Consider the following 22,134-nt stretch of genomic DNA (forward strand, 5'->3'; position numbering starts at 1 on the left):
CTACGCAGCACACGTCACCTCCATGAATACCTTTGCCGGAGTCCTGTTAATCTCTTCGACGCGCGACATGAAGAACAGCTCCCCAGTGGCGGCGAACCGATTGGTCCGGACGCCTATTAAGACGCAGTCGAATTTCGCTAAACAGCTTTTTGCGTTTCCATTCCTCCATAAGGATGTGCCCGGAGAAGGTTTCAAGGAGTTTAATGTACTCTTCAACGTGATAGATCCGCTCCCAATCGAAATGCCGCACATGAACAACCTCGAACAAGCCGCTTTTCTCAATCTCGTCCGTTTGCTCCTGAAGCTCTCCAACCCGCGGCCAGTCGTTGTCCTCCACCGGCTTCCCTTCACCGATTTCATAGTACACGTCCTGAATTTCATGAAAGAAAGGATCTCCCTCATCCGTAAAAACATGATTGGCGTTCCAGAACGCCAGGTGTCCGCCGGGAAGAAGGGCCTGCCATGCCTTCTGGTATCGAACTTCGGGATCTACCCAATTCCAAGCGGTCGCAGCGAATACAAGATCGTAACCTTCCCCCGCTTCAGGCTGCCATTCCTCGAAGTTCCCGTTGATAATATCTACATCCATACCAGCAAGGTTGTGCCGTGCAGCTGCAGCGAGTTCTGCTCCCAGTTCGATGCACGTGATTTTGAATCCCAACTGTGCTAAAGGGAGTGTCGCCTTCCCTGTAGCACAACCCACTTCGAGCAAACGAGCGCCAGCATTCAAGTTCGTTACACGTATGAAATCATTGAACAAATCTTCGGGGTAATCCGGACGCGCCTGCTGATAAATACTTGCGGCTTGTTCAAACGACTCGCGCAATTGGTTATGATCATTCTTCAAGTTGATACTCCCTTCTTATTAGGGGTTCCTGCTATACAGTGATTCATCGTTATGCTTAAAGTATCCTGCCGTCAGGCCGAAGTGTTTTTCATAATGGAGAATAAAGAAGCATATATCCTAATCTAAGGTTCAAGATGAGGAGGGCTACAAGATATTGAGATACTGGAGAATCACCTCGATGCTTGTCTTGATGTCGGTCTGGCTTATCGGTTGCGGGTCTGATGCCAAGGAGACCACAACCATAAAAACAGCGGAGGGTAATGCGGAAGTCACCAAGGATGGAGACAAAATTACGGTTAAGACGGATGAAGGCGAAGTGACCGTTACGAACAACGAGAAGGCCACGGAATTACCGAACGATTTTCCGCAGGACATCCCGTTACCGGAGGACGCTGTTATTGTAAGATCGCTTAATATGTCTACAGACGCGATGAAGAGTTATATGGTCTCCCTCACGACAGGTCTGAGCGTTTCCGAAACAGCAGACTTTTACCGAGAAGCGCTCAAGAAGGACGGTTACGAATTTGCGGATACGACCGCACAAGATCAGGTTACGTTTGTTGGGGAGAATGATACGTACAGCATGCTCATCGTAATTGCCCCGGATGCCGCAGATGCCGAACGATCATCCGTAATGATGACATTTGGCGCTCAATAGCGGTACATGCAAATAGCCTGGAGCTGCCTCGCATGAGGTGGCTCCAGGCTTTTTAATGCATATGAAGAATTTATGCTATTTTAAGTTGCTTTTAAGGATGGTCCGATATGATTGCCTAATTATATTCTTAGTATAAAGGCAAGTGAACCTCTGTGAGCAGTGAAAGCCTATTCCCCTCATTTCCTACCCTGTATACGCAACGGTTGGTTTTACGACAAATGAATGCCGCAGATGCCGGGGACATCTACGCTTTTTACTCCGACCCTCTGGTCACGAAACATTTGGATTGGTACGGGCCCTCCTCGGTCGAGGATACCCGGGTGTTGATCGACTCTTGGAATGAAGCTTACGAAGATAAAAAGCTAATCCCTTGGGGCATATCCCTTAATAGCACGAGGCAATTTGTAGGAACGCTCATGCTCATGCCGATCAGAGGACATTTTAATGAAGCTCCCTACTTCCCTCTTACCCTCGGATTTGATCTGAAGCCTGAGTGTTGGAACAAAGGAATCATGTCTGAAGCGCTGCGATCCGTTCTGGACTTCAACCGGAAACATATCGGTCACCACCGCATTCAAGCTGAAGTCCTCCCTGAGAATGCGGCCTCGCTTAAAGTGTTAAAGAAGCTGGGCTTTCAAGAAGAAGGAGTATTAAGACAGTATTTGTTGCACGATGTTACGAAAAGATTCCTTGACGTGGTTATGCTGGCATTATTGTTAAGTTGAATGCTTGGATTTGGGAACATGCAAAAAAAGCCTCACCGTCCCGTGGACGATGAAGCCTTTTTCTCATACGCGCTTAATGCATCATAACAGGAGCATTCACTTGATCCGATGTTTCGCCTTCCGCGACTTTCGGCTTCCGAAGCAGAATAGCCAACAAGGCGCCGGCTGTGGCGATGCATCCGGCGATGAAGAACGTATCTCCGAAGCCTGCCACTAGCGAGACAGCGGCATCCCCTTTGGTTGCGGCCATATGATCCGCAATTCGCGTACTCAGATAACTGGCCAAGCCTGCAACCGCGAACGAAACCACGACTTGCTGGGCAGCGGATGTAAGCGGCGTTACACGGCCTACCAGATGGCGCGGTGCGGCTTTCAAGATGTGCGTATTGACCGGCATCATCGACAGTCCCATGCCTACGCCCATAATCATCGTTGCGATGATCACGAATCCTGCGCCGGAATCCGCTTGAATTTGCGACATATAGAACATGCCTGCCGCAACAAAGGCGACCCCGACCACGCATACGGCGCGAGCGCCGAATTTATCGAACAGTTTGCCGCCAATGGGCATAAACAATCCTGTCATCGCGACTTGCGGCAGGATCATAAACCCGGTTTTGAGCGGCTCATAATGAAATACCTGCTGCATGTACATCGGCACGAACAAGAAGGAGCCGAATAAAGCCATGAACATCAACCAAGACGTGACCATGCCGACGGTGAAGTCCGCAGACTTGAACGCGCGAAGCTCCAGTAACGGTTGTTTATGGCGCAGCTCCACGAAGATGAACAACACCAAGGCCACTACGCCAATGATTAAGCCGACAATTGTTTTAGTGGAACCCCAGTCCTTGCCGCCTTCACTAACCGCGTAAGATAACGTAGCGAATGCGATCGGTGCAAGAAGCATACCCCAAATGTCGAGCTCCGGCACGGTTTTGCGTTCGACTTTCGGCAGATACTTAAGTCCGACTAGGATGGCGATAATACCGATTGGCAGATTGATGAGGAAGATCCAGTGCCAAGTCGCGTATTCCAGCAAATAACCGCCCAATACCGGTCCGAGCGCAGGTCCCAGCATCATCGGAATGCCGAGCATGCCCATGACCGCGCCTTGCTTGTTAGGAGGAGCGAGCTTGAAAATAATCGCCATCCCGATCGGCTGCACCATGCCTCCGCCGATTCCTTGAATAACGCGATAGATAATCAGCTGTTCCGGCGTTGTGGCAAAGGAACACAGAAGGGAGCCTGCCGCGAACAAGAAAATCGTAATCAGGAAAACTTGTTTGGCGCCGAATCGATCGGTCAGCCAGCCGGCCAGCGGAATAACCGCGGAAAGCGCCAGCGTATACGCCGTAATGGACCATTGCATCGTATTAACGGATGACTTGAAATCGTCCATCAAAGTCGGCAATGCAATGTTCATTACCGTGCTGTCGAGTATGACCATGATCATCCCGACAACGATTGCCATAAGCGGACCCATAATCGCCTTCATCGAAAATGGCGCATCCTCCAAGGCAGCAGCTGCATTCGAATGGTTAGACAACTTATCTCCTCATTTCACTTAATCTTCTACCCATAAACGGTACTATTATTGGGTAAATTTTGCAATCACCTAACCGGCTTTTATTGTTAATTTTTGTTTTCGGCGGCTTGCGACTTTTTTTCAGATTCAGGCCATTTCCCCGATATCGTGCTGGCCAACGATAAGCTTCACCGGCTCCAGGTATACCCGAGTAACCACCGGCTGCGTAATCAGATCGATCTCGATATCCGCGACCTTATAACGGGCGATTTTGCCTTCCCTTCTGTCGTAGACCACGCTAAACTCCCTCAATCCCAATTGATGAATCAGGACCGATGAACCGATCGACAAAGCTGCCGTCTCGAACTCCCCGTGCTCGAATAACACTTCCGAAATAATTTCATCATCCATATCCACGATCTTCACTTGCTGGCAGAACTGGTAGTGCATACATAATCCTCTCCTTTTACTCTTAGTTGTCGACTGGCCTGCGCACATCATTCGCGGCATTCTCCTATATTATCGGATGATCGGAGTCTCCTTTGCAGGACATTCCCTAACGCAAAAAGGGGCACATCGCTTCATGAGCGATATCCCCCTGCTGCATACGATATTCCGGCTGCATTTTTATTTTCCCGCTACCGATTCCCGCTTACAAACAGCTGCTTCTGATCGTTGACCTCGGCGTAGAAAATGTTCTTAATCGCCGAATAATGCTGCGATTGGAGCTGCTTGTCCAACCAGTCCTCATTCACTCCTGCGGCTTGAAGCTGGTCTTTCATCAGATAGCCGTCAATAATGACCGCATAAGAGAGCCCTTCTTGCCGAGGCGAGAGTTTAAGATCGTCCGGCGTCACCGGTCTTGCCGTCGACTTCGGCAGAATGGACAGATCTCCGCCTGCCTCCAGGATCGCATACTCCACATCCGACACCTGAAAATAGCCCTGGACCCGGAGCTGGGAGAGCAGCATATGCAGATTCATACTGTTCTTTCTCAGTTCTTTCTTGTCGATGACTCCTTTGGCAATGAGAATCGAAGGCGTGAAGTCCATCTTATAGAACCAGCGGTGCAGCGATAGCTTCGCTATTACCACTAGGCAAAGCCCCATAAAGATCATCCCAGCGGCCGTCTTGAACGAGTCCTTATTCACCAAAGGCTGCGCCGCTACGTTCGAGATCACGAACAGAATCGCCAAGTCATAGGGAGTCAGCTGGGCAATCGATTTTTTGCCGATAAAATTGGTTACGAGCCACGTTGCCATAAGCACGATAAAGCATCGTACGGCGTATATGAAAAATTCCATTCCCATCACAGCTTCCTATGGAGATTTCGGAGAAAGAGAAGTGATATTGTCGAATAACACCAAGGCTTCCTTCGTGCTGTACCGCACGGTTCGAAGATCCTTCTCCTCCGTTGCGGCCTTCAGCACATCCAGCGTAACGTTCATCAACGTAAAGCTTGTGTCGGCATATTTGATGGCGATAAGTGTATGGCCCTTTTTCCGAGTATGCAGTACGCTCTCGACTTCTTGCTGAGCCTCGCTCCAATTCCCTTGAACAGCATAAGATTCCACCTTGCGAAGGCGATCCTCGAAGTTGGGATTTCCGCTTTGAAAGAGACGATATTGCCAAGCGAATAGCCCGCACAACAGGAAGAGCAAGATAGCCGACAAAACGACGGTTAGACTTTTCTGTTTCAACATATACACCCTCCTCTGGTTATCATTGACTAGAAAGAGGCACCTCTATTCGTACGCCGAGGCCGGCGCTTTGTGATTCCCTGCGCCACTATGCTACAATACTGAGATTAATGTAATTACACATAAGCGAGGTCTTATCGACAGCTATGCTAATCATCGGAATTGCAGGCGGCACGGGATCGGGTAAAACAACGGTCGCACGCTCGGTCATCGAACATCACGGATCTGACAAGGTAACGTTTATTTCACAAGATAATTACTACAAAGACCATCCCCATCTTTCATTTGCTGAACGCGAGCTGCTGAACTACGATCATCCGCTCGTGTTCGAGAACGATCTGTTGGTCGAACATTTGAAACTGCTGAAAGAAGGGCAAACGGTCTACGCACCGATATACGATTTCACGACGCATGCCCGCTTCAAGGATAAAACCGAGAAGCTCATGCCTTACAACATCGTCATTATTGAAGGACTTCACGTGCTGTCTGACGAGAATCTGCGGGCAATGCTGGATATTAAGGTGTTCGTCGACACCGATCCGGACGTGCGGATTCTGCGCCGGGTGCTGCGCGACATCGAAGAGCGAGGGCGGTCGATTCAATCCGTCCATGATCAATACTTGCAGACCGTCAAGCCCATGCACGATGCCTTCATCGAACCTTCCAAGAAATACGCCGACATCATTATTCCCGAAGGCGGGCAGAACGAAGTGGGCATCCGGCTGTTATCCATATTGACGGAGAAATATCTTGGCGAAGAACGTACAGCGCAATAAAAAGAAGCCGTGGGGTGCAGCCCCACGGCTTTTTTTTATTGCGGTTATTTCGGCGTAACGGCCATCATGGGATAGAACTCCATCGTCATCAATCCCGCAATAACGGCAGGATCTTCGGCGATGAGTTGCGGGACTTGGTCTATGCTCTCGACCTCTATAATGGCGATTCCATGAGGATCGTTCGGTTTCAGAACCGGCCCGAACACGAGTGCAATCCCCTGATTCTGTTTCTCCGTCCAATAGGCGATATGTTGATGCATAACGTCCCGCTCTTCTCCAGTCATATCTTGATGAAAACTTGCTCTGGGAGGCGTTGACCATAACATGAAGTGCGTTTTCCCTGGATTTTGGCTTGCGGTGTTATCCGACATAACGAAAGACCTCCATTACCCTAATTTGTATTGGATATCATGACTCTCAATCCCTATCATTCCTCAAATCCCCTTTGAAATGCAAGCAGCGCAAGCAATCAAATCACCTCTAAATATAAAATCCCATATTTTTCAAAATAAGATGTACGCCTGTAATATCCAATCCGGTTCTTAATATAATTAGAGTGCCAGAACGGGAAGTCATCCTGTCTTAGGTATGGATCTCAAATGGAGGTGCCCATGAAATGGTTGAAAAGCAGGCGGTTCAGGTATTCGCTTTACTGAGTGCTATCGTCATGGTTCTAAGCTTCCTCGGTATGTTTGCTTATTTCTTCTTGAACAGCGATAACTCAAGGCCGATGGATATTGTCATGCTCGCGCTCAACTCTTGCTGGATCATTAGCCTGATCTCCATCTATACCGTCCAGGCCGGCAGACTTGGCTCATTCGGAATCTTGGGCTTTATCGTCACCGCGATTGGGCTTGGATGGTTCATGTCCTTTGGCTTCGCGCACCAATTCGCCGGACCGGTGCTGGAGGGTTTCCAAGCGAAAATTATGGATTACGAGAACATTCCTCAGCCGCTCTTGGATGGAGCTTATACGGCAATGACTATTGTCAGCTTAGGCTTCGTGCTGTATGGGCTCGCAATGATTGTCAGCAAAGTGGCACGGTGGCAAGGCATTATCTTCTTCATTAGCGGAATAACTCTGGCCATAGGGTATGATTTCCACATCCTTCCGCTTGCTCTGCTGTTCTCGTTCTTAATCCCGATCGCCGTATTTTTTATCAACCTCAGAACGCTGAAGGAACCTTCGTAACCTTCGTCGGGTGCAAACTTAACTAAAAAACCATTGGTCGTGTAAACTTATACGACCAATGGTTTCACATCCTCCGACAAACGCCTTTTATCTGAGAAGAGTCAGCGCCAACCGCATTTTATCTATGTATGCTGCTTCTCCGCCTGTACACATGAACGTTACATTTCCGCTCCCCAAGCCCGTATCGATGCCATAGCGAGTTAGCAATGCGGACAGCCTTCTAACCGTGCCCGCGTTGCCATTGACGATCTCAATATGGGGCGGCAAAATATCGCGGAGAATATCCGTATAAAACGGATAATGCGTGCAGCCCAATACAATAATGCCGTACCGGTCAAGATCATAGGGGGCAAGCTTAGCCAGGAAGTATTCACCCATGACTTTCCTATCGAATTGAAGAGATTCGCAGTACCCGACAAGCTCGGGCAACGGCAGTGAATCCACGATTCCGTCTTGATCCACGCGGGATACAAGCGCATAATATTTAGGCATCTGCAAGGTAAGAGGCGTAGCCAATACAAGAACTCTTTTGCCGGTCGCGCGGTTCATCTCTACGGCAGGTTTGACGGCAGGCTCCATGCCCACAATCGGGAAGGAGTACCGCTCCCTCAGCTCGTTGATCGCAATGCTTGTCGCCGTGTTGCATGCGATAACAAGCGCATCGATGCCCTGCTGAACCATCTTCTCCACAGCTTCAAAGACGAAGGACTGAACCTCTTCCTTCGATTTGGTGCCGTATGGGACGTGCGTAGTATCGGCCATATAGAGATAATCCTCAGCCGGGAGCAGCCTGAGCGCTTCCGCCAAGACCGTAAGCCCGCCAATGCCGGAGTCAAAAAAACCGAGTTTCATAGGGGATCAATTCCTATCGAATGATGTAGTCATATTAATACCTACAGCATATCGCGATTGAAGTCCCTAGGGCAAGAACAGACATGACGTCATCGATGACTTTCCGCTGTCTCCGGCAATAAAAAACCCATGAGTCGTATAAACTTATACGACCCATGGGTTCATGTCTCCAATAGCTGCAGGGGATTCATTGTATTGAATTAAAATTCTCCTTCTGCTGCCGTTGGATTCTTCATAACGGTAACGACTTCCCCGGTTTCGGCGTTTACAAATACCACGTAAATATCATTCCACTTGATATCGATTTCTTTACCTGCCTTTAAATCCCGCTTCGCTTTGATGAGTTCGGCATCGGTATAGGTGTATTGTTGATTTTCATAGGTTACAAAATAGTACTTTCCTTCCATGTCTACTCGCGTGCCCAAATCATAGGAAATTTTCAAGCCGCTTAATGAAACCTTGAATTTTTCTTCAATCGCTTTCCCCGCAATCTCAACCGCTTCCTTTTCGTTTACCGGCAAATCGTTGTTGATAATCCCCGGCTTTGAGCCTGGGCCTGCAATTTCGGTAGCCAAATCGGGTTGTTGATGTTTGCCGATAACCTTTACCTTTTGAACATCAGTATTCGTAGAAGCGTTTGCTGAAATAATGCCGTTTCCCGCAACCAGAATGGTTGCTACACCCAGAGTCATTGCTGCAGTGATAAATTTTTTATTCATTTCTTATTACCTCCAATAGTTTGTGGTGTTTCGTAGCTACAAACCAACTATAAGGGAGCCGCGTTATGAACTAATCTTCAAGTTGTAAGGGAGTTGTAAAATAAACGGACACCTTTGTATATTCATTTTCTTTGGAGTCGATTTGGATCGTTGCATGATGGAGCCGGGCAATCTCATTGCAGATGGATAAACCAAGCCCAATCCCACCCAGTTCTTTGGAACGGGAACGGTCCACGACATAGAACGCTTCCGTAATTTTCGCAATGTCCTTCTCCGGTATGCCTCTTCCATAATCCAACACCTCGAGCACAACGCCTTCACCGTGGGGATAACTTCTCAATTGAATCTCTCCCCCGAACGAGGAAGCTTTGATGCTGTTTTCGATTAAGTTAATGAACAAGGACTGCAATAGGTCCCGATCTCCATAGACTAGGTTGGCCGAGCACTCACATGTTACCGTTATCTGTTTTGCCTCGATATGATGCCGCTCTATGCGGACCACGTAGGAGAACAGATTTTCGATATCGATGGGCTCCATGGCAATCTTCTCACTCTTCAAGTACAGCAATTGCATCATTTTTCCCGAGAGAACATCGAGCCGCGCAATATGCTCATAGATATAACGGACCGCCATTTTTCTTTCTTCCTCATTATAATTGGCCTGATTCAAAAACTCGCTGTATCCTTTGATCGCCGTAATCGGTGTTTTTAGTTCATGCGTAAGGTTGTTGATGAATATCTCTTTGTCTTCGCTCGTCTTTTTGATTGTTTCAATATGATTGGAAACCGCATCGGCCATCCTGTTGAAATCCTGTGCCAATTCCCCGATTTCGTCGTTTCCTCCAACTTTCACTCGTTGCTCATACGCTCCTGCGGCAATCGCCTTTACGCCTTTGTTCAACCTGCGAATAGGCGAGGTTAATTGAAATAACAGAAAGATAAGCGCTGCCGACAAAACAATTGAAATCACAACGCTCAATTTCGTGAAATACTGCCGTAAAGTAACATGATATTCCTGCAAATAATCCGATTTTCTCGAAATAACCAATCTCAAGTCCTGCAGCTCCATTTTCCCGCCGACAAACAGCCACAGCTCGCCATTCATTTTTCTGTAAACGAATTGGTATGGATCTCCGTGCAGCTCTGCGCGCTTCCCTTCAAACTGATAGGCATTGGAGAAAATCAATTGATCCGCCCGGTACACCTCAAGAAGGATATCTTCTTTTTCGTGATTTGCCGCGAAACTAGTAATCAACGATTCATAGTTGGTATTTCCCGAACTCTCCGTATACACGCGAAGGATATAGCTTAATGATTTCTGGATGCTCCCGTATTCGCTCACGCCTCTTGAGATATCCAATTGTTCGTTTAGTTCATAGCTCTTCTTGAGAAGCGCGTAGGCTCCGAGGTCGAAGGCGATCAGAAAGACAATCAAGACGCCCAGATAGGTTTTCTGCCAAAATTTCACCTCTACACCTCTAGCCTGTAACCGTATTTATATACCGTCTTGATCCGGTCTTCCCAATTTAGTTTCTTTCTCAGCTTCTGAATATGCACGTCAACGGTTCTTGTTTCTCCATAGAAATCGAAGCCCCAGGTTTGCTCGATAATTTTTTCGCGGGATAGCGCGATGTTTTTATTTTGTACGAGAAGATCCAATAATTGAAATTCCTTGTTGGTGATTTCGACGATTTGTCCTTGAACGGTCACGGTATGCTTGTCCAAATCGACAACGGTGTCATCCAGCCTAAATTCGGTTGTAGCCTTCTGGTTCCTTCTCAAGATGACATGGATCCGAGCGATGAGCTCCACGGCTTCAAACGGCTTGACGATATAGTCTTCTGCTCCGATTTGCAAGCCATACACTTTATCGGTAACCGAGTTTCTTGCCGTTAAGAAGATAACCGGCACGCCCCGTTTCATAATATCCTGCATGATTTCAAAGCCGTCTCTGCCAGGCAGCATCACGTCCAGGATAATTAAATCGATACGCGTCTCATTTAAGGTTTGCAATACTTGATCTCCGCTATACAATTGGACATACTCATGACCGACCATCTTTAAATTGACGGCAATCAAATCGTTAATCGCCTTCTCATCATCTACAATCAGTATTTTCGCCATACGCCTACACCTCTACGCCATGATAGCAATTCTGATCTTAAAAGTTATCATAGAGTTGTAAAATTCTATTTCCCACAGCTTACCCCACGGAAGTTTATCTATTCGAAGAAGAGGAACTCCTGTAGCTGGTTTAAGCCATAAAAAAACAGAGCGACGGCATCCTTCTCGCCGTGCTCTGTATTGAATTTCGCATTATTGCACTATGTTATGGCTGGAGCAGCCAACGATGAGCCTTAGCAAACAGCGGTCCCCACGTAGATTCGTGGTGCGTTCCGCCCGGAATGTAGTCGAATTGAATTCGATCTTCCGCTACCCCTGCTGCAATCAGCGTCCGGCGGGCCAACGCGACGTGCTCATTGGCAATCCGATTAAAGTCCGGATTGTCGGTCTCCAATTCGCCGATGCTCAGATAGACGCGCAGCGCAGGAGAAATAACCGACTGCTGGATCAATTCGATAATTGCGCCGTTGTCATGCCACATGACGAACGATAGTCCGCCTACTCGGTCGAACTGAGCGGGATAGCGAATAGCGGTGTAGAGCGATATATAAGCTCCGAACGAACTGCCGCTAATCATCGTATGCTCCGCTTCGGGGAGGGTCCGGTAATGGCTGTCTATATGCGGCTTGAGCGTCTCCGCGAGGAATGCGGCGTAAGCTTCGCCTTTGCCTCCAAAGCCATATTCCGCGTTAATCGTGAAGTTATATTCATTGTTGCGCTGGTCGCCGCCATTATCGATCGCGACCACAATAGCCTCCATCTCCGGTTCATCAACCGCCAATTGCTCCAAGGTCTCATCGACGCCCCACTCGCTGCCCCATGACGTCGGTTGATTAAATACATTCTGACCATCATGCATATAAAGGACGGGATATCTGCGAGTGCCTTCGTTATAGCTTCTCGGCAAGTAGATCCACACTCTGCGCTCTGTCTGCAGCTGCGGAATCGGGAACGCTTCGATTACCCTCACATCACCGGTAATGGTAGGTATGGCGTCGTCCGTCAGCACTTCTCTCCACGGCAAAGCAATAGGATTCATCAGCGTTTCCCTTCAGCGTGAATAAGCTTTAGACTGCGCGCATGGTGGCGGCCGATCGGCACGACCAGCGGGGAGTCGGACACAGGGTCGCGAATGACCGTGCAGTCGAGGCCGAAGACATCTTGGATTAAACCGGCCGTAATAACCTCGGACGGCTTGCCTTCCGCTACCAGCTTGCCTTCGCGAAGAGCGAAGATATAGTCCGCATAGCGGGCGGACAAGTTAATATCGTGAAGCACCATGACGATCGTCGTGCCGTGCTTGCGGTTGAGATCGGTCAACAAATCCAAGATCTCGACCTGGTAGGTAATATCGAGGAAAGTCGTCGGCTCATCGAGGAACAGAATGTCCGTCTGCTGCGCCAGTGCCATCGCAATCCAGACACGCTGCCTCTGGCCACCGGACAGCTCATCGATATTCCGGTCGCCGAGATCTGCGATTTTCATAATGTCCATGGCTTCGGCGACGGCTTCGTAATCCTTCTTCGTCCATCCGCCTAGCCAGCTCTGGTGCGGGAACCGCCCTCGGCCGACCAAATCCGCGACGGTAATGCCTTCCGGCACGATCGGAGACTGCGGCAATATGCCGAGGATCCGGGCGAGCGGCTTAGGCGAGAATTCGCTGAGCGCCTTGCCGTCCAGCGTGATTTGGCCGGATTCCGGTTTAATCAGCTTCGCCATGGTTTTCAGCAGCGTGGACTTTCCGCATGCGTTGGCTCCGATAATGACGCTGATCTGATTGCTGGGAACGGCTAAGCTTACGCCATGGATAATCGTTTTGTTGTCATAACCCGCAACGGTTTGTTCAGCTTGGAACTGATGGCTGGGTTTCATGTTAGAAATCCCCCTTTCGGTTCATTCGGATAAGCAGGTAGATCAGATACGGCGCTCCGAGAATACCGGTGATGACGCCAACGGGAAACCGGGTCTCGAAAGCATACTGACCGATCAAATCAGCCCCTAGAACCAAGATAACGCCGACCAGACCGGCAGGAATAACGGTTGAGTAGCCGACGCCGACCAACCGTTTCGCGATCGGGCCTGCCAGAAAAGCTACGAATGCAATCGGACCTGTCGTTGCGGTCGCTATGGCAATCAAGCAGACGGAGCTTAAGATCAGCAGAATGCGGGTTTTGTCCGTATGAATGCCCAGGGATGAAGCCGATTGTTCACCGAGCTCGAGCAGGCTAAGGCGCTTGCCCAACAGCACGATGATCGGTGTGCATACCAATACCGTTATCGCTAGCGGCGGGAGCTCATCTAATTGGGAGCCGTTAAGACTGCCGCTCAGCCACCGGAATGCCGCGGGAATGTCGTATTCGGCACTAATTTTCAACAGGTAAGTAATGACGGAGCCGAACATGGCATCAAGACCGATACCGATCAGAACGAGCCGCCCGATCGAGAAGGTTTTTCTGCGCGATAACAAGTAGAGCAGCATCACCGAAGCTAAACCTGCAAGGAAAGCTGAAATGGAAACGACCGCTTCGCTCGTATGAAGGAAAATGATGCAAAAGACGGCTGCGACGCTGGAACTCGTGGTAATGCCCAGAACGTCCGGATTCGCAAGCGGATTCCGGAGCATCGTCTGGAACGTATTGCCCGCTAATCCGAAAGCGAAGCCTGCCAGCAGTCCCGCCAGCATGCGCGGCAACCGGATTGTCTCCATGGTGAAGGTCAAGCCTTTGACCTCTTCACCCAGCAGGACCCGTACGATGTCTTTTACCGGATAGATCGTATTGCCAAAATAGAGCATCGCGAAGCAAAGCAGGCAGGAAATGCCCCCGAGCACGGAAGTAATCAGTACATAGCGGCGGTGCCTTAGACGTCTGCCCGCCATAATGAGGTTAATCGTTGTCGTATTCATCATAAGGATCGCACTTTCGATCGAATCGCCAGCAGGATGAGGATCGGAGCACCGACGAATGCGGTGACCATGCCGACCTCCAGCTCCCCGGGGCTGCCGAGGACTCTGCCGACGACGTCGGAGATTGTCAAGATAATGGCGCCGGCCAAGGCCGACATCGGAATAAGATAACGCTGATCCGGTCCAATCAACAGACGGACTACGTGGGTCGCGAGCAGTCCAATGAAGCCGATAGGCCCAGCGAGCGCAGTGACGGTACCGCAAAGCAAGACGCCTGCTATCGATGCAATGAGACGTAAAACGCCTGTTCGTACACCCAGTCCGCTCGCTGCCTCGTCGCCAAGCGCCAACGCATTGAGAGCGGCAGCGGATGCAATCGCAATGAGGATACCCACGATGAAGAAGGGCAAGAACGTCGTGATATCATGCCAATTCGCCGAACCGACGCTTCCCATCTGCCAGTAACGAAACCGGTCCATGACTTCGGTACGCGGAATCATGATGGCGCTGATAAGCGAAGAAAGCGCGGCGCTTGTCGCCGCACCCGCTAACACGAGCTTGATAGGCGTAGGTCCGCCTCGCCCCATTGAACCGATACCGAACACGAACACCGCGGTAATCGCCGCTCCTGCACAAGCCAGCGCAATATATTGGTTAGCCGTGCTGATATGGAAGAACGCGATTCCGCTAACGACGAACAATGCCGCGCCGGTATTGACCCCGAGCACGCTCGGATCGGCAATCGGATTGCGTGTGACCGCCTGCATGAGAGAACCCGCGATGCCAAGCGCCCCGCCGCAGCAGAGACTGAACACGGTTCGGGCGACGCGCTGGTGCATGACGCTGGCGCCGAATGAATCGGCGCCCGGATTAAACAACCCGTCCATCATGTCCTTTATGCCGACGACCCGAGAGCCGAATGCCAGTGACGCCACGATGCATGCGACGAGCGCGACCAAGCCGATAAGCAAGACGATCGCGAAGTGCTTGGGCACTGACGACTTTAACGGCTTAGATACGGAGGAAACTAGATTAACCATTGACCTTCTTGGCAGCCGCATCGATCAGTTTCAAGTATTCGTCGAGCGTATAAGAAATCGACAGCGGATTCGGATTGCCTGCAGCAGCCAGAGGCGTGTTGTCTTTGATCAGCACGACGGAGCCTTTAGCGATTGCCGGAACTTTGCCAATCAACGGATCAGCTTGGAGTTTCTTCAACAGAGCTTCGTCCCCGTAAGTAACAATAAGGTCGGTATCGTTAAGTACATCCGCGTTCTCGGCGCTAAGCTCAAAATAGAAGCTGTCCTTGGACACTTTGCTAAGCACGGTGTCGGAGTATTTCATGCCGAGCTCAACTAAGAAGTCGCCGCGTGGATCTCCCGGTGCATAAATGGAAATTTTCGACATGTCGTCCGGAGAAATGAATGCGAATAGAGCATTCTTGCCTTGAATGTCCGGATAAGCGCTTGCTTTTTCTTTAATGACAGCTTCCGTATCTTTAATGAGCTGCTCGCCTTCCGCTTCCATGCCCATGCCCATCGAATCGAACTTGATCATCTCTTGCCAGCTCGTAACCCAAGGGCTCTTCTGATAAGCGACTACCGGAGCGATCTTGCTCAATGTTTCGTAATCTTCCTTCGTAAGACCGGAATAAGCGGCCAGAATGACGTCCGGCTTCGCGTCTGAAATGGCTTCGAAATCAAGACCATCTGTATCTTGGAAAATGTTAGGGGATGTTGCACCGAGCTCGTCGAGCTTCTTCTTCGTCCAAGGTAACAAACCGCTGCCATCCTGAACACCGTAGTTCGCCGCCGAGAATCCGACAGGTACGACGCCCAGAGCCAGAGCAACGTCTTGGTTCGCCCACGAGATTGTCGCGATACGTTCAGGTTTCTTCTCAAGTACCGTTTCGCCGAATGCATGCTTAATCGTGATCGGATATTGCTGCGTTGCTTCCTCGGAAGCAGTCTCATTAGAAGCCGGCGCATTAGCCGCGACGTTCGAGTTCGTTGTTGCGGAATTCGTGGAATTCGCCGCGTTACTGTTGGTGTTGGTGTTGGTGTTGCCGTTGCTGCCGCAGCCTGTTAGCGCGAGCATCAGCGTAAGTGAAGCGAGAAGAGTTGACACTACAAATTTGCGTTTGGACATCATTGGTATAACCCCATCCTATCATTTAGTGTAATGATAACGATTATCATTTTCAAATATTATAAAATGGTTCTGAAGACCTGTCAATGGACGTTCACAGAATGTTCTCAGCTTTCAACGGCTCCTCACACAAACAAAGACCAGAACCCCCGGCAGGGCGTTCTGGTCTTTGTCGCATCAGTTCTGTAAAGAAGTATGAATTTCGACGACGTTGCTGTCGTAGCCGCTGCCGTTCCATACGGAGTAGGACAGCTTATCTCCTGAAGGGCTCCACGAGGAACTCACGGCATTCTCGACGTCGACCGCGATACGGGTCGCTTCATTGGACAGCAGATCGTGGACGTACAAGCCTTTGACCGTCGCGCCGCTTACCTCTGCCCGCATGCCATACGCGATTAACCGCTGATCCGCCGACCAGGAGATTCCGCCAAGCTCCGCTCCTTCCGCGATTGTCTTCGCGTTCCCTCCGTCCAGATCACACAGCACAAGCTTCACTTTAGAGCCTTCGTATTGCTTCACCAGCAATTGCTTGCCGTCAGGGGAAGGAATGACACCGCCCACGGAACCGAGCCCCATATCCTTGGTCTCCTTAGTATTCAGATCGAGCACCTTCAGTGCTTCATTCGCATTGGAGTTGTAATAGATGCTGTCGCCCAGCTTGGCTACGATAATCAATGCGCCTTCATTTAATTCCTTAAGCGCCGCGATATCGCCATTCGTACTTGCCGTGTAAGCTCCGCCTGCATAAGAAGCTCCGATAATGCTGCCATCATCCGCCCACCCGGCGCTCACGGCTCCACCGATGGGATCACCGGCCAGGCCGAACGACTTCAACGTTTCCAGGTTCATCACATAATAAGCGGGATCGCCAAGCGTATACTCCTGGTAGATGAGATGTTTTTTGTCCGGAGACAAGCTGGCACCTCCCAAGAACGCGTTCTCCTGTTCTTTCAGCGGGACGAGCTCCCCTGTCTTCAGATTGAGTCGGTACAGGCTGCGCGGATAGGAATCCGCCAGCTCCTCCAGCTTCATTTTCGCTAATGAATCGTTCTCCTTGGATACGATGACCGTATCCTCGTCCAGCCAGCCGAATATCTCCGTCTTCTCGTACATCTTATAGTCACCGACCGTAATGGCCGGTTCGGCTGTCTGTGTCTCGCTTCCTTTATCAATGACGGTGATGGTTTTCCCCGGTTCATGAATGACCTGACGGTTCCCTCCGTTATTCTCGCTGCAAGCGGTGAGGGCAAGCAGCAGTGCGGGTACGCATGCCATAATGGCTATTTTGTTTTTGTTCAATGCGATCGCCTCCTTCAATGCTTACTCTACCAACCGAATATTGCGAAAGAACAACGAGTTATTTCCAAGTTGTAAACAATCTTATCGAGTTTGACAAGGGAACGTTACTCGGAACGTCGTGCCGCTGCCATCCGACTTCACGATGGAGATGCTGCCTCCCTGCGTCTCCGCATACCTTTTCGCCAGTGACAGCCCCAATCCGGCGCCGCCATATTCCCTCGATCTGTTTTTATCCACCGTGTAAAATGCTTCGAAAATGTGATCCGTAACCTCTTCAGGGATCCCAATTCCCGTGTCGGATATGTCGATGACAACCTCATTGCCTTTGACGAAGTTGCTTACGTGTATGAGACCGTCTGTCCGGTTGTATTTAATGGCGTTGTCCAGCAGGTTCGCCAGGATGATATTCATATAATCCTTATCCGCTTCCATGTAGGCTTCGCGCAAATCGGTCTCAAGCGTGAGGCCGAACTTCTCCATTTTCCCCTTTAGAAAGCTCAGCGCCGACTCAATCGTCCCCCGCACCTCAAGCCTTTCCTTGTTATATTCAAAATCGTATTTCTCCATCGCGGACAACTGCAGCACCTTCTCCACCATTTCGTAGAGCCTTTGCGTCTCTCCGGCAATATGGGTTTTGGCCGTGGCCAGCAGCTCTTCGTCGTCCGGATACATGTCGAGAAGATCGAGGTAGGCTTTAACGGAAGTCAGCGGCGTCTTGAACTCATGCGTGACATTGCCGATGAACTCCTTCTGCTGCCGATCCAGCTCCGATAGCTTGCGAACCGCAAGCGCCAGCTTCTCCCGCTCCTCGTCTTTATCCCGCATCGTGTCCCTGAGACGTTCGCTCATGGCGGCAATACCCGCACTGAGTTCCCCGAGCTCGTCCCTGCGTTTCATTGTCGGCACCGTAAACTGTCCTTCTCGGATACGGCTTACCGAATCGTTCAGCCTAATGATGCTGCGAGCGAAGGAATTAAAAAATAAGTATGCTAACAGGAAACTGAGCACAAACACGCCCGCTCCGATATAGATAAACAATCGCTTGATTTCGTTGTAGAACGCTTGATGGTCATGGAGGGAATAATAAAACTGGACGACGCCTACCTGCTCGCCGCCCGCGCGCAGCGGAGTTAAATAATACATGGACTCGCCTTCCACCAAATAAGCGGTCTTGTTCTTAAGCGCATACGTCAGCGTTTGCTTGATACTGGGAGAGGGAGGAGCGGCGATTCTACCGACGACGGCGCCGCCCCCATCGTACAGGACGACGGGCTGCCCGCTAATCAGCTCCAGTTGCTCGCCGAACGCCGCGCCCTTGGTTTTCAGGAAAGTCTGGGGAACTTTATTGGACTGCTCCATGATGGATTGGATGAAATAGACGTTTGCCGTGTCGGCTTGCTGAGAGAGGAGTCCCTCTACCTGCACGCGCTGATTCCGCTCAATTCCCTGTAGAACCAGCACGCTGAGCACAATTACGGTAAGCAGCAAAATAGCGGCGAGGAACAGGCTGAACTTCAGCTTGATGCTAATTCTCATCGTGTCCTCCGGACGCCCTATACCCGATGCCATGCACGGTTTGGATGATGTCGCCGAAGTCAGGTCCCAGCTTCTTGCGCAGCCGCTGCACATGAATGTCGACCGTACGCGTTCCTCCGAAATAATCCATCCCCCACACCAGGGTGAGCAATTGCTCCCTCTCGTACACCCTGTCGGGATTGGCTGCCAGCAGCGCCAACAGATCGAATTCCTTAGGCGTCAGCTCCAGCTTGCGTTCTCCCGCCATTACCGTTCTTCTCGCGACGTGCACCTTCACTCCGCCCAGTTGAACCTCTTTGGGCTTTTGCTCGCCGGCCGCCTGTATACGTCTGAGCAGGGACTTGAGCCGCGCAAGCAGCTCCCGCATGTCAAAAGGTTTCGTCATATAGTCGTCGGCTCCAAGCTCCAGCCCGAGTACCTTATTCACGATGTCCTCCTTGGCCGTCAGCATGATGACGCCAATTCCACCTTTGTCCTGCAGCTTCTTCAGCACGTCGTAGCCGTCCATGCCGGGTAGCATCACATCCAGAATGATGGCGTCGGGACGAGTCTCTCCAAGCCGTTTCGCGGCAATATCTCCGCGATCGATGACCTCTACCTCGTATCCTTCGCGCTTCAGGGCATAGGAAATTGCATCCGCGATCGCTCTCTCGTCTTCGATGACCATTATCTTTGCTTGCATGGCATTCGCACCTGCCCCGTGTCGTTATCTTGTGCTTCCATTATAATGGCTTTGCGGCTGGAACGAAAATCCAACCTTGCTGAAACATGACGTTGCGTGTTGGTTTGGGCGATTCAATATGCTAACATGTGCAATAACCAATCATCCGCGTTCGCCGAAGAAGGTGAGAACATGTCGATTCGCATTAGAATGCTGTTATCTTTTTCAAGCATGCTTGTCATTAGTCTGTTGTTTATTCTGCTCACGGCCAGCCTCTATACGATCGCGGCCACGGGAGATTTGCAAAGCTTCCGCGATATATACAAAGCACACTATCGGATTAATCCGCTTACGGAGCAGGGAGAAGCGATTTTCCAAGAGCTGAAATTCGTTGCGAAGAACGATCCGGACAGCTTTCGGGACATGCCGCTTTTGCGTGAGTACGATTTCAAGCTTCGCGCGGAGAAAACAGGACTATACGTGAGGCGCGAGAGCAGTCAGCTATTCGAGTCTTTTACGTTCAACCAGCCGAACTTGGACCAGGCATTGCCGCCGTATGATCTCGACAACACCCAAATTCGCGGAACGTTCAACATTAATGAGCGCTTCTACGCTTATGCGAAGTTTGACTTCCGTTATGCGGACGGATCCAAAGGAAGCGTGTTCGTCATTCGGGAGCGCAGTCCTTTCGCGGATCTTACTCGTAGGCTGCTGCCCGTTCTGTCCATTCTGCTGGTCTGTGTGCTCGTCATCGCGAACGTATTGCTGTATCGCTGGATTACGCGCAGCGTCATCCGGCCGCTTCATCGGCTTAGAGGCTCCGCCGAACAGATCGAAGGAGGCAATTTGCAATTCGAGCTCGATCCGCCGTCGAAGGATGAAGTAGGCCGGCTCCAACAAGCGTTCGAGAACATGCGCGTGCAGCTGCAGCAATCGAATCGGCTTCGCTTACAGGACGAAGAGAACCGTAAAGAGTTGATTTCGAACATTTCCCATGATTTGCGGACTCCGTTAACCGATATCCGGGGCTATATCGAAGGCATTCGGGATGGCGTCGCCAATACGCCCGAGAAGATGAACGCTTATGTGAACATTATTCATGCGAAAGCGGAAAACATGGACCGGCTCGTGGAAGAGCTGTTCCTCTATTCCAAGCTGGATTTCAAACAAGTACCGTTTCATCTCGTAGAAATGAATATCGTCGAATTCATGGAGGACAGTATTGAGGAACTGCGGTATGACCTGGAGGATAAAGGGGTCACATTGGCATGGCACAACGGGGCGGTATCGCCTGTCATGGTCGAAGCGGACTTGGAAAAGTTAAAGCGAACCGTCATGAATATTATGGACAATGCGCTGAAGTATATGAACAAAGAGCACAAATACATGAGCATTTCCCTACAGGCGGATCCCGAGTGGGCGACCGTGTCCTTCGAGGATAATGGACAAGGCATTGCCGAAGAAGCGCTGCCTCACATCTTCGAACGGTTCTATCGGGCGGAGTTATCGCGTAACTCGATGACGGGCGGCAGCGGACTCGGACTTGCCATCGCACGTCAAATCGTCGAAGGGCACGGCGGAGAAATTCGGGCAGAGAGCAAGCCCGGCGAGGGAACGACCATTATCGTCAAACTAAGAAGAATATCGACGGAGGGAGGGGGCTTAGGCGATGGCACGAATTCTGATCATTGAGGATGAGACGACGATTGCCCAGCTGGAACGCGATTATTTCGAGCTGAACGGCTTTGATGTCGATCTGTGCCATGACGGAGAAGAAGGATTAAACAAGGCACTCGGCACGGACTACCATCTCGTCATTGTCGATTTAATGCTGCCACGGCTCAATGGATACGAGGTATGCCGCCGAATACGCGAAGCGAAAGAAGTGCCTATTCTCGTCGTGTCCGCCAAAACGGAAGAAATCGATAAAATTCGCTCTTTTAATTTAGGCGTGGACGATTATATCACGAAGCCATTCAGTCCGAGCGAGCTGGTCGCACGCGCAAAAGCACATATGACGCGATATGAGAGACTGCTGAGCAAAAATAAACTGGGGGATCCCGAAGAAATCGATATCCGCGGGCTTCATATCGACAAAGCCTCTCGCAGGGTATATATCAGAGGCGTGGAAGTCGCGATTACGACGAAGGAATTCGATCTGCTTGTATTTCTGGCCAGCCATCCGAACCGGGTATTCGGCAAAACGGAGCTGTTCGAGCGAATCTGGGGCATGGACGCCAGCGGCGACATCGCGACGGTAACCGTTCATATCCGCAAATTGCGAGGCAAGCTTGAAGCGGATCCCTCCAATCCTCAATATATCGAGACTGTGTGGGGCGCGGGATACCGATTTACGGTATAGCGAAGCAGTAAGGCTCGCATTTTCGCAAAAGATTAGATTCTGTTTAGATTTTGTTAATAACTTTAACCCAGAAAGTTTCATTCTGTCTTCTATGCTAGAGGT

Annotated in this window: 24 protein-coding genes; 6 read left to right on the forward strand and 18 right to left on the reverse strand. The window is 50.4% G+C overall.

The window, feature by feature from the left end; genetic code table 11:
* Positions 1–46 precede the first annotated feature (46 nt).
* Positions 47–847, reverse strand: a complete 801-nt coding sequence (locus tag BM412_RS29225) for a class I SAM-dependent methyltransferase (protein WP_256256650.1) — start codon at positions 845–847, stop codon at positions 47–49.
* Positions 848–1,001: 154 nt separating this feature from the next.
* Here BM412_RS29225 and BM412_RS29230 point away from each other — a divergent pair, with 154 nt between their 5' ends.
* A complete protein-coding gene (locus BM412_RS29230) occupies positions 1,002–1,505 on the forward strand; it encodes a hypothetical protein (protein ID WP_143111720.1) in 504 nt (167 codons plus the stop codon).
* Between the two features lie 152 nt (positions 1,506–1,657).
* Positions 1,658–2,230 carry a GNAT family N-acetyltransferase gene (locus tag BM412_RS29235; RefSeq protein ID WP_143111721.1) on the forward strand — a complete coding sequence of 191 codons (573 nt, stop codon included), beginning with the start codon at positions 1,658–1,660 and terminating at the stop codon, positions 2,228–2,230.
* 73 nt (positions 2,231–2,303) lie between these two features.
* Here BM412_RS29235 and BM412_RS29240 read toward each other — a convergent pair whose 3' ends face one another.
* The 4 genes from BM412_RS29240 to BM412_RS29255 form a co-directional block, all read right to left on the reverse strand.
* On the reverse strand, positions 2,304–3,779 hold the full coding sequence (locus BM412_RS29240; RefSeq protein WP_143111722.1) for a DHA2 family efflux MFS transporter permease subunit: 1,476 nt from the start codon (positions 3,777–3,779) through the stop codon (positions 2,304–2,306).
* Between the two features lie 126 nt (positions 3,780–3,905).
* Complete coding sequence (locus BM412_RS29245; RefSeq protein ID WP_091225233.1) at positions 3,906–4,208, reverse strand: hypothetical protein; 303 nt, start codon at positions 4,206–4,208, stop codon at positions 3,906–3,908.
* Between the two features lie 188 nt (positions 4,209–4,396).
* Complete coding sequence (locus BM412_RS29250) at positions 4,397–5,062, reverse strand: DUF421 domain-containing protein (RefSeq protein WP_091225234.1); 666 nt, start codon at positions 5,060–5,062, stop codon at positions 4,397–4,399.
* Positions 5,063–5,077: 15 nt separating this feature from the next.
* Complete coding sequence (locus tag BM412_RS29255; protein WP_091225235.1) at positions 5,078–5,461, reverse strand: hypothetical protein; 384 nt, start codon at positions 5,459–5,461, stop codon at positions 5,078–5,080.
* Positions 5,462–5,604: 143 nt separating this feature from the next.
* Here BM412_RS29255 and udk point away from each other — a divergent pair, with 143 nt between their 5' ends.
* Positions 5,605–6,234: a uridine kinase gene (gene udk / locus BM412_RS29260; protein WP_091225236.1), complete on the forward strand. Its 630-nt coding sequence runs from the start codon at positions 5,605–5,607 to the stop codon at positions 6,232–6,234.
* Between the two features lie 44 nt (positions 6,235–6,278).
* Here udk and BM412_RS29265 read toward each other — a convergent pair whose 3' ends face one another.
* Positions 6,279–6,605, reverse strand: a complete 327-nt coding sequence (locus BM412_RS29265; protein ID WP_091225237.1) for a YciI family protein — start codon at positions 6,603–6,605, stop codon at positions 6,279–6,281.
* Between the two features lie 245 nt (positions 6,606–6,850).
* Between BM412_RS29265 and BM412_RS29270 the strand changes: the two genes are divergently transcribed.
* Positions 6,851–7,426, forward strand: a complete 576-nt coding sequence (locus BM412_RS29270; protein ID WP_091225238.1) for a hypothetical protein — start codon at positions 6,851–6,853, stop codon at positions 7,424–7,426.
* An 87-nt stretch (positions 7,427–7,513) separates the two neighbouring features.
* Here the strand turns inward: BM412_RS29270 and murI are convergent, their stop codons facing one another.
* The 12 genes from murI to BM412_RS29330 form a co-directional block, all read right to left on the reverse strand.
* Positions 7,514–8,278 (reverse strand): glutamate racemase, encoded by a 765-nt coding sequence (murI, locus tag BM412_RS29275; RefSeq protein ID WP_091225239.1) that lies wholly within the window; start codon positions 8,276–8,278, stop codon positions 7,514–7,516.
* 200 nt (positions 8,279–8,478) lie between these two features.
* The gene (locus BM412_RS29280; RefSeq protein WP_091225240.1) at positions 8,479–8,997 is read right to left on the reverse strand and encodes a hypothetical protein; all 519 of its coding nucleotides are present in this window, start codon (positions 8,995–8,997) and stop codon (positions 8,479–8,481) included.
* A 70-nt stretch (positions 8,998–9,067) separates the two neighbouring features.
* Positions 9,068–10,465 (reverse strand): sensor histidine kinase, encoded by a 1,398-nt coding sequence (locus BM412_RS29285; RefSeq protein WP_091225241.1) that lies wholly within the window; start codon positions 10,463–10,465, stop codon positions 9,068–9,070.
* Between the two features lie 2 nt (positions 10,466–10,467).
* On the reverse strand, positions 10,468–11,121 hold the full coding sequence (locus tag BM412_RS29290; protein WP_091225242.1) for a response regulator transcription factor: 654 nt from the start codon (positions 11,119–11,121) through the stop codon (positions 10,468–10,470).
* A gap of 205 nt (positions 11,122–11,326) precedes the next feature.
* The gene (locus BM412_RS29295; protein WP_091225243.1) at positions 11,327–12,160 is read right to left on the reverse strand and encodes an alpha/beta hydrolase; all 834 of its coding nucleotides are present in this window, start codon (positions 12,158–12,160) and stop codon (positions 11,327–11,329) included.
* Complete coding sequence (locus BM412_RS29300; RefSeq protein ID WP_091225244.1) at positions 12,160–12,993, reverse strand: ABC transporter ATP-binding protein; 834 nt, start codon at positions 12,991–12,993, stop codon at positions 12,160–12,162. Before BM412_RS29300 ends, BM412_RS29295 begins: the two co-directional genes overlap by 1 nt.
* A 1-nt stretch (position 12,994) precedes the next feature.
* Positions 12,995–14,026 carry a FecCD family ABC transporter permease gene (locus tag BM412_RS29305; RefSeq protein WP_091225306.1) on the reverse strand — a complete coding sequence of 344 codons (1,032 nt, stop codon included), beginning with the start codon at positions 14,024–14,026 and terminating at the stop codon, positions 12,995–12,997.
* Positions 14,026–15,066, reverse strand: a complete 1,041-nt coding sequence (locus BM412_RS29310) for a FecCD family ABC transporter permease (protein ID WP_091225245.1) — start codon at positions 15,064–15,066, stop codon at positions 14,026–14,028. Before BM412_RS29310 ends, BM412_RS29305 begins: the two co-directional genes overlap by 1 nt.
* Positions 15,059–16,177 (reverse strand): iron-siderophore ABC transporter substrate-binding protein, encoded by a 1,119-nt coding sequence (locus tag BM412_RS29315; RefSeq protein WP_091225246.1) that lies wholly within the window; start codon positions 16,175–16,177, stop codon positions 15,059–15,061. The genes BM412_RS29310 and BM412_RS29315 overlap by 8 nt, the downstream gene beginning before the upstream one ends.
* A 174-nt stretch (positions 16,178–16,351) precedes the next feature.
* Positions 16,352–17,473 (reverse strand): TolB family protein, encoded by a 1,122-nt coding sequence (locus tag BM412_RS29320; RefSeq protein WP_091225247.1) that lies wholly within the window; start codon positions 17,471–17,473, stop codon positions 16,352–16,354.
* An 81-nt stretch (positions 17,474–17,554) separates the two neighbouring features.
* A complete protein-coding gene (locus BM412_RS29325) occupies positions 17,555–19,009 on the reverse strand; it encodes a sensor histidine kinase (protein ID WP_177246151.1) in 1,455 nt (484 codons plus the stop codon).
* Positions 18,999–19,691 carry a response regulator transcription factor gene (locus BM412_RS29330; protein WP_091225249.1) on the reverse strand — a complete coding sequence of 231 codons (693 nt, stop codon included), beginning with the start codon at positions 19,689–19,691 and terminating at the stop codon, positions 18,999–19,001. Before BM412_RS29330 ends, BM412_RS29325 begins: the two co-directional genes overlap by 11 nt.
* A 171-nt stretch (positions 19,692–19,862) precedes the next feature.
* Between BM412_RS29330 and BM412_RS29335 the strand changes: the two genes are divergently transcribed.
* Together BM412_RS29335 and BM412_RS29340 are read left to right on the forward strand one after the other, a co-directional pair.
* On the forward strand, positions 19,863–21,362 hold the full coding sequence (locus BM412_RS29335; protein WP_091225250.1) for a sensor histidine kinase: 1,500 nt from the start codon (positions 19,863–19,865) through the stop codon (positions 21,360–21,362).
* Positions 21,340–22,032 (forward strand): response regulator transcription factor, encoded by a 693-nt coding sequence (locus BM412_RS29340; protein WP_091225251.1) that lies wholly within the window; start codon positions 21,340–21,342, stop codon positions 22,030–22,032. The genes BM412_RS29335 and BM412_RS29340 overlap by 23 nt, the downstream gene beginning before the upstream one ends.
* The last annotated feature ends 102 nt before the right edge of the window (positions 22,033–22,134 follow it).

The sequence above is a fragment of the Paenibacillus sp. BC26 genome (assembly GCF_900116125.1).
GTDB lineage: Bacteria > Bacillota > Bacilli > Paenibacillales > Paenibacillaceae > Paenibacillus_Z > Paenibacillus_Z lignilyticus.